This window comes from candidate division TA06 bacterium (assembly GCA_004376575.1).
GTDB lineage: Bacteria > Hydrothermota > DG-26 > E44-bin18 > E44-bin18 > E44-bin18.
The window spans coordinates 1-8007 of the sequence record SOJN01000008.1; the positions used below are offsets into that span (position 1 = coordinate 1).

Here is an 8007-nt window from a genome sequence, read left to right on the forward strand (position 1 = left end):
GTGCTACAGGGAGTCTTTGGAGATTTGGGAAAAGATCGGCAACAAAAAGGGGATGGCGTCAGGTCTCATGGAAATGGGCACCTTCTACCAGCAGCTCTACGACATTGAAAAAGCCACGGAATATCACGAACAGTCTCTCGGCCTGATGGAGGAAATGGGGATGAAGGCTGAAAAGACAGCTGTTTTTGCGAGGATTGGGAGTGATTGCCATCTGGCAGGGGACGATAAGATGGCACTCCGATATCTGAATGATGCCCTGGAGATCGTTGAAGAATTGGGGATAAGAGAGCCTGAACCCGGAGTCTTGGGCGCTCTGAGCGAGGTCTGGCTATCAAGAGGGGATTCTACAAAAGCGGATGAGTTTTGTGAGCGATTGTTGAGAATGGCAGAAAAAGAAGGGCTGAAGAAATACCTTGCTGTAGCGAAAAAATTGAAAGGCGAAATAATCTTAAATGAAGCTGTCAGCTTGAACGAAGCAGAAAGGGAGCTGAAAGAGGCCGGGAAGATTGCCAAGAAGATTGGCGCGCTGCCTGTGCTTTGGCAGATACATGCCTCCCTTGGCAAGACTTACGAAAAGAAAGGCGACAAGAAGAAAGCCTTTGCGGAGTTCAAAAAGGCAAGAAAGATCGTCGATGACCTCGCCTCCAAAATCGGGGACGAAGATTTGAAAAACACCTTCCTTAACTCCATCCAAATCCAGTCCATTAACCAGTAAACACGAAAATCGAAGATCGACGGAGATCCTGCCTGGGGCGTTTCACGGCCCCCCGTTTCTCGTGAAGCGAGATACACGGGGCCTGCCCGCCCGGCTCGTTTTACGAGCGGTCGTTTCAGGGTCTCCCGAGCCGAGTCGAGGGGAGGGAACCCAAAGGGAGCATCGACGGAGGGTTCGTGGTGCGCGGTCACCGCTCTCAGGACTTGCCGCCGGGTCTTGTCCACCGTTCAAGAACTTCATCCACCTTGTCGCGGACAGCACCTCGTGCCACCAGCCGTTCATAACCTTTCATGAGGAGTTCATCATACTCGGTGTACTGATGCCTTATGTGCGCTTGAACTGCAAGGACAATAGCCTCAGCATCGAGGTCTTTTGCAAACTGTGAGCGTCCAACTCGTCCACTGTATTTCTCGCAAGCATGTTCTGCGATTTTGTCTTCTACAGAGGGAGGAGATCCTGGAAACAACTTCCGAATTTGGTTGGCAAATTCCTCAACATATTTTCTGTCTAGGGCCACTCGTTTTATCGCCTCCCGCTGGCGGCGTGCTTCCCGCGTATCGGCGTCGGCCGCGCAATCTTCCATGGCTCTTTGGATGGCTTCAGGCTCTGCCAGAATTCCTTTCCGTTCGTACCTCTTGCGGTCGCGGCTCCACTTGATAACGACAGCCCGGATCTTTGTGTACTTTGTCGAACGCCGGGTGAGGCAGGCATCCCCAGAAGGCAGGTATTCGAGGTGATCCAAATCTGCACATGAAAGACACAGTGGCTTGTCGTTTTCCACTCTGAGAAAACTACCGCTCAAGAGTTCCTCACTACACTCAGAACACTCGGAATCGCGCTTAACGATGAATACTATTATGTCATCAGTACTATAACGCATGGAACCTTCTCGCTTTTTCTACTACTGGATCGTCTCTAGAGGAGATTAGCAAAGTAGCGTCTGTTTTCAAGCGGAATCAATCTCTCCTGTGATTCAATCAGGTCATTCCAGTCATGAAGGGCCTTATTTCAAGAACCACAGTGAAAGCGCCTAAGCCTGTCTACAGACCTGAACCGACAGTGAATAATGTTGAGATTAATGGCTGCACATGGTATAAGATTAAGGTTGGTTGGGTCCAGGCAGAGGGTACCGAAAAAAGCTGGCGCGGGAGCTGCAAATATGGAAGAGAAACATCCAACTATTCCAGAGTGGAAGGAGTTATACGATGCTGCATGGAGATTCAAACAGGCAGAGCCGTGGAGCTCAATGTGGGATACTGACTTGTTTGGGGTCAAAGACCCTGTGACGGAGAAGATCGGTTATTGCTGTGTAATGGGGAAGGCAGGTGTACATTTCGGGTTGGCCGTCTATTTGGGTAGAGAGGGTTTAGAAGGATATCTGAAAGCCCAATCGGGAGAGATCTCTCCGTCCTCTCATGATTTCCTTTATCTTCAGAAATGCTTGATGGCATCATTTGAAGATAGAAGCCTCTTGGAAAAAGCGGATATCAGTGTAGTCAAGGAACTTGGCCTGAAATTCAGGGGTCACAATGCCTGGCCGTTGTTCAGGAGCTATCGACCAGGTTATTTTCCGTGGTATCTGACAGCTGAAGAGGGGAGGTATCTGACCTTGTGTCTAGCCCAGGTAGTCGGTGTGTCCGTTCGTTTTAGAGACGATCCTAAGATACTCATTCCCCCGGACAAGAATAGCTACCTGGTGCGGGTTCCAATAAAGAGCAGGAGCGGTTTGTCATGGAAAGACGAATGGTTAACCCCTCAGCCCCTAAAAAAACCCCGGATCATTGTGAAACCTATTGATGAGGAAAAACTGGAAGAAATCAAAGCAATGTCCATTCGATCACAAGGGGTTTGGGAAGCCGATTTCTTCTATTTTCCTCAGCCTGTAGCAGAAAGAGACGATCAAAGACCTTGCTTTCCTTATGTATCCTTGTGCGCAGATCGCGAATCAGGCCTGGTTCTGAACAGTTATTTAGTGGACCCGGCAAAGTTTATTTCGGAATTCCCGAAGCGATTTCTGGAATTCGCAGCAAGCAGGAAGTCTCTGCCTGAAGAGATATTGGTCAAGAACGAGGAGACCCTCAGGCTCCTGAGACCTATAGCCAACAAGCTCGGCTTCAGAGTGAGGAAGGTTAGGAAGCTGAAGGCATTGGAAGATGCCCAGGCAAGCATGTTTGAGATGTTAGCTGGCGGCAATCTGGATACATGATATGGCTCTTCTGTAGAGACATGCGCAAGCATTCTGTCGGTTGCTGTTCTATCTAGAAGGATCATGAGAGAAGTAAAGATCATTCCCGCCTCAGAAAAGTTTGACCTGTTAGCCTCCACCTACGACGATACGCAGACCGGATACTACGAGCAATGGGATGGTCCGGATCTCATGAATATGCTGGGCAACGTCGCTGAGAAATATATCCTTGATATAGGCTGCGGGACAGGGCGTTTTCTTGAAAGACTACAGGACCTGGGTGCGGAGACGCTTGGGATTGATCTATCGGAAAAGATGGCCGAAGAAGCGAGGAAGAAGTCTGTGCTGGCGTTTCAGGCAGACATAGTCAGGTTCGAGTGGAGCGAACCATTTGATATCGTTCTTTCTGTTCTGACATTCAACTATATCGAGTACAAGGCGGCTGCGATTGCTGTGGTTCGTTCGGTGTTAAAGCCTAACGGGCTTTTCATTATCTCATCAGATCTGCAGACAGAAGATACGGCCGTAGAGCGGGGGAAGGATTTGGTAGCTGCGAAATACTTCCCTTTCTCAAAAGACCAGTATAGCAGACTACTCGGGCACACTGGTTTCGGGGTAGAGGAATCTGTGGACCTCTTCTGGTCTGAAGAATTCAGAGACACACGTGATCCAGAGAGCCCTATCGGATTCATCATAAAGGCAAGAAAGCTCAGAAGACGTTAATCTCCCAAGATCTGCCTTTTCCGTGTCCCGCAACATATTCCACTTTTGCGAAAAACCGAAAAAGAGAGTATGCTGGGCAGCCTTGCTAGAAAGGCCTAGAAAGCAAGAGGATTCACGAGCTGCGCCAGCAGCCGACCCCAGACGTCCATTTCGCTTTTGCGAAAAAGTGAAAAAGGAGGTAGTGGGAGCTGCTGAGGATTTGGGTCCCCCGCTGCAAAAGTGCATGCCTGCCCCCGGTACTCAGCCAGGAACTCCCCGCTAAACCTGCCTGTCATTCTCGAGGAGTCATTCCCTTTGCGAATGACGACGAACAATCTGCTTTTGACAGGGTCCCGTAAATTCGACCTCAAATTTGCAAATCTTCGTGCCTGCCCCTGATGCAGATAAACACGAAAATAGAAAATCGACAGGTGTCAGGTGGAGGATTTTCGCCCCAAAAGGGGTTGAAATACATATGTGAATATGTTATAAGAATACGACAGAAGGGCTTGGGCGCTCTTTGCATAAGGCAAGGAAGCTCCCAAACTGGTACACTAGAGAAAGATAGGCGAAATGTCAGAATGTCAGGCACCGTCCCCAGAGGATCCCTGTGAAAAGGCTGCGCCTGCATTGTAGGAGTCGCATGTGGCAAGATTAACTAACCAGGATCGGATCGAGATAGAAAGCCTGATAGAGAAAAAGCAACGCACACTTGACAAGGTTAGAGACATATTGGGTGTAATTTGTCGAGATAACCGTGACATTCTGCAGAGGGACCCCGAGGCAAGACTCAAGAAAGTGGTGGACATTGAGCGAAAGATAAGACACAAAAAGAAATTCAGTATTGGGAGTGTCGAGAGAGAAGTGAGAGATATCGCTGGTGCGAGAATCACATGTTGCACTCTCGATGAAATACACGAAGCTGAAGATCTGATCAAGAAGCACCCTGATATCGAGGAATGCAAAGTGACGCGGAAGTATGAAGACGGGCCCGACGAGCACGGGTACAGGGGGCATCACCTCGAAGTTGCTGTCCGGGTTTCCTACAAAAACGAAGTAATAAGGGACACCTGCGAGATTCAAATCAGAACGTTGGCTGCTGACCTTTGGGCAGTTTTGTCACGTCGAGATTTCTATAGGTCACCCTCCAAGCCTCCTGCTTTGATACGAGAAGATATGCTAACACTCGGCAAGCAACTGGAAGTTGTTGATGAATTAGCACTGAGCTTAAAGCGAAGGATAAGGGAGGAAGTCAAAAGAGAAGCCAGGGAGAGACCCAAGAAGAAGCTCGCTGAAAAAGATATGCTCACTCCTGATAATGTCGTGAACTTAGTGCGGAAGATGTACAGAAAGCGGATTTCAATCGATGCTGCTTATCAACTAGTCCAATATGTGCTATCTAGTGAGGTAACTTCGTTGAAGCAATACAAGGATCTCATAAGTTCTTCAGAATACAAAAGCATGATAATAGACATATACCGTAAGTACAATCTAAGTCCTCCACTGGAGGATCTGCTCTATGCCCCCATTTTTGCCAAACTGGCAGGGACGCGCGCTACTAAGAAGGTCTTGCGCGAGCAAGCGCAGGCACTCCACACACAGACTGTTTCCCGAGTGGAAAAGGGTGTCGAAATATCGAAAGAAGATCTTGAGAAAGAAATCAAGGTTTCACGTCCAAAGAAGAGGAAGAAGAAAAGATGAAGGTGTTGTTGGTGTGCTATGATTTGAAGGCTCCCCACAGGAACTACGCAGGACTTTATAAGGAACTGGAGAAAGCGTGGGCTTGGTGGCATTATCTGGGATCGTGCTGGTTGATAAGAACAAAGCTTTCTCCGGAACAGTGGTTCAAAAACCTCAGTCCCCACATGGACCAAAATGATTTCATGTTAGTGATTGAGGTGAAGAGGGACTACCACGGTTGGCTGCCGAAAAAGGCGTGGAAATGGATCAACGAGAATCTCCAGTGAAGTTTTCGTAACGCCGCTGCAGCAGGTCCGCGCCGCATCTCGCAGAGATACCTCATGATTTGCGACAAGCTCACCTTTCGAAGGCAGAAATGGAACAGGGTTGTTGACGTAGCGACACTGGTGTGGCTTGGGGTTTTTGTGGCAGGCTTCCTTGTCAAGGGGAGAGCCACGCAGGTGTGTGGCTATGTAAACATAGCACTTCTTGGAGTGTTCGTAGCGGACCTCGGTGTTATCTACAAGACTTCGGAGAACTGGCGTAGGTTCATAAAGCAACATTGGCTTGACATTCTCATGGTGATACCATATTTAAGGGTGTTTCGGATATTCAGGATTTTCAGGCTCGCGAGATTCCTGAGAATCGCTAAGGTCGCGAAGACGAGAAGAGCTTTCAAGGTCGTCAAGGCTGTGAAAGCTGGTAGATCCCTGAAGACTACAAAGCTCGCCAAAGCAGCAACGAAATCCAGACAACTCACCAAGCTCGGCAGAATCAAAAAGGCAATCACAGTCGGCCATGAATCTGGGGATTTGCCGAGGAGCATTAAGGAAAGGATATCGCCGATCAAGCAGCAGGAGGGCTTGTGATTCTCAAAGACAAAATCGCGGCTGTTGAAGCTCAGTTGCAGGGAGCATTGACCGAGCTCCGCGCCACGTATGCACAAACAACTGACAAAGGAGATATCGCTGAAGAGGTGTTCAGGGCATTTCTTCGTAAATACCTGCCAAGGCGGTTGGAGGTTGGGCAGGGCGAGGTGATTGACACCGGTGAGCAGAGGTCAGGACAAACTGATATCGTAATCGTTAGTGAGGACCACCCGCGTACTTTTACCCAGGACCTACCAGGTCTTTTCCTTGTTGAGGGAGTCTGTGGTGCTGGTGAGGCGAAAGTGACCCTGACGAGTGACGGACTGGACAGAGCAATTGATAGTTCATTGTGTTTCAAGAGACTTGAGAGCAAGCCGGGGACGAATACGATCGCATCGACAAATAAATCAGATGTTAATCGGTTCTATAAGTATCCTCCATATTTCTTGATAGCATTTGAAAGCCAGTTGAAACTTGATACGGTCTTGGCGAAAATCGCGAAGTTCGCAAAGTCGAAAGGCTTTCATCCCAATGACGTCAACAAAATATTGGACGCCGTATTCGTCATTGACAGAGGGTGGGCCATCAACTTGGGGGACGGAAAAGGCTCTCTTTACTCTCTGAATTCTGAGGGGAAACGGGGGGGAGGCTGGGTGGCGTTCCATTCCGACGCGGTGCTTTTTGATTTCCTGGGATGGTTATCGGCCGTGATGCCAAGAGTATTACGGTTTGGCCCGATCCTTCCACTATATGGCATTGTACCAGGAGCGTAGTTGTGCCTGCGAGCGAGGAAGCTCTCTCCGATGCCCACTATCGGAGCGTAGCTCGTCGAGCGGGTTTTGTGCAATCTGCCAACTGGAGGCCTGAATGAGGTTTACATGGTGTCATTTCTGAATGAACAGGTTCTGTTTTGGACATTTAGTACGATTGCGCAGGCGTTGGCAGCCCTCATTGCCTTGTCGGCGATGGTGGCGTTCTATGTTTTACGCCGTAGCAGCGCTGCAGTTGCTGCCGTAGGAGAGCAGCTCGTCAGATGGGCTGAATACGGTTACCCGGGACTGATGGCAGAAGAGAAAGGCTTGCTCATCAGCACTACTGAAAGGGGTCTATGGACACTTGCTCAAATACGCACGGCTGTCGACTTTCTGCACCGCAATGTGGCTCTCAGTTATGCAAAGGCAAAATACGAAGGAATGCTACAGCATGTAGACCGAGAGCTTTCACGAATTCTGGTAGTCCAGAAATATATAAGGGTTTGGGTTAGTTGGGGCGCTGCCGCCATTTGTTTGTCGCTACTCTCACTTCCCTTTGTCTCACTCATGGCCAAAACGAAGGTATCGAAGTGGGTCTCTATGGTCTGGATTCTGCTTGTGGTCCTGGTCGCTGTGGCCACAGTTGTCGGTGTTGCAGGGCAGTTTTTGGCATGGATGGGATATGATGGGGAGTCGGGCAAGAAACGAAAACCAAAGAAGAGGACGACTGCGGAAAAGAAGATAGAAGACAGAGAGAGATAAGATGTCAAAAGTCAGGCGCCGTCCCGGACAGTTGGATTTCGCGGACACACATTTGAAAAAAAAGGAGAGGAGGTGTAACATGGCGTTTTCTGACGAGACTGTACGGGAGGCATGGGATAGAGCTGGTGGCAAGTGTGAGTGCACACGGACGACTCACGGACACTCCGGAAGATGCAGCAAGACGCTTTCGTGGGACAATCGCGGTCGGGAAAGTGGCTGGGGAGCATGGGAAACCCATCATAGAACCAGCGTCGAAAGCGGGGGCGACGACAGTCTGTCAAATTGCGAGGTTCTCTGCTGGGACTGTCATAGCCAGACCATTTGATGGCGAATCAGCTGCAT

At 49.3% G+C, this 8007-nt stretch carries 10 protein-coding genes; 9 read left to right on the forward strand and 1 reads right to left on the reverse strand.

Translation table 11 applies throughout. The features are described 5' to 3' along the window. The first annotated feature begins 16 nt into the window (after positions 1-16). A complete protein-coding gene (locus tag E3J62_00335; GenBank protein ID TET47788.1) occupies positions 17-715 on the forward strand; it encodes a tetratricopeptide repeat protein in 699 nt (232 codons plus the stop codon). A gap of 196 nt (positions 716-911) precedes the next feature. On the opposite strand, the gene E3J62_00340 is transcribed toward E3J62_00335, so the two are convergent. After that, positions 912-1595 (reverse strand): DUF2293 domain-containing protein, encoded by a 684-nt coding sequence (locus E3J62_00340; GenBank protein ID TET47789.1) that lies wholly within the window; start codon positions 1593-1595, stop codon positions 912-914. Between the two features lie 198 nt (positions 1596-1793). Here E3J62_00340 and E3J62_00345 point away from each other — a divergent pair, with 198 nt between their 5' ends. The 8 genes from E3J62_00345 (at position 1794) to E3J62_00380 (ending at position 7990) form a co-directional block, all read left to right on the forward strand. Beyond that, positions 1794-2921, forward strand: a complete 1128-nt coding sequence (locus E3J62_00345; protein ID TET47790.1) for a hypothetical protein — start codon at positions 1794-1796, stop codon at positions 2919-2921. Between the two features lie 63 nt (positions 2922-2984). Continuing rightward, a complete protein-coding gene (locus E3J62_00350) occupies positions 2985-3623 on the forward strand; it encodes a class I SAM-dependent methyltransferase (protein ID TET47791.1) in 639 nt (212 codons plus the stop codon). Positions 3624-4247: 624 nt separating this feature from the next. After that, positions 4248-5303 (forward strand): hypothetical protein, encoded by a 1056-nt coding sequence (locus tag E3J62_00355; GenBank protein ID TET47792.1) that lies wholly within the window; start codon positions 4248-4250, stop codon positions 5301-5303. After that, positions 5300-5569, forward strand: coding sequence for a hypothetical protein (locus E3J62_00360; protein TET47793.1), 270 nt, complete (start codon positions 5300-5302; stop codon positions 5567-5569). Before E3J62_00355 ends, E3J62_00360 begins: the two co-directional genes overlap by 4 nt. 54 nt (positions 5570-5623) lie before the next feature. Continuing rightward, positions 5624-6151, forward strand: a complete 528-nt coding sequence (locus tag E3J62_00365) for an ion transporter (protein TET47794.1) — start codon at positions 5624-5626, stop codon at positions 6149-6151. After that, a complete protein-coding gene (locus E3J62_00370) occupies positions 6148-6924 on the forward strand; it encodes a hypothetical protein (protein TET47795.1) in 777 nt (258 codons plus the stop codon). Before E3J62_00365 ends, E3J62_00370 begins: the two co-directional genes overlap by 4 nt. Before the next feature lie 105 nt (positions 6925-7029). Next, on the forward strand, positions 7030-7665 hold the full coding sequence (locus tag E3J62_00375) for a hypothetical protein (protein ID TET47796.1): 636 nt from the start codon (positions 7030-7032) through the stop codon (positions 7663-7665). Between the two features lies 1 nt (position 7666). Beyond that, positions 7667-7990, forward strand: coding sequence for an HNH endonuclease (locus tag E3J62_00380; protein TET47797.1), 324 nt, complete (start codon positions 7667-7669; stop codon positions 7988-7990). Positions 7991-8007: the final 17 nt, after the last annotated feature.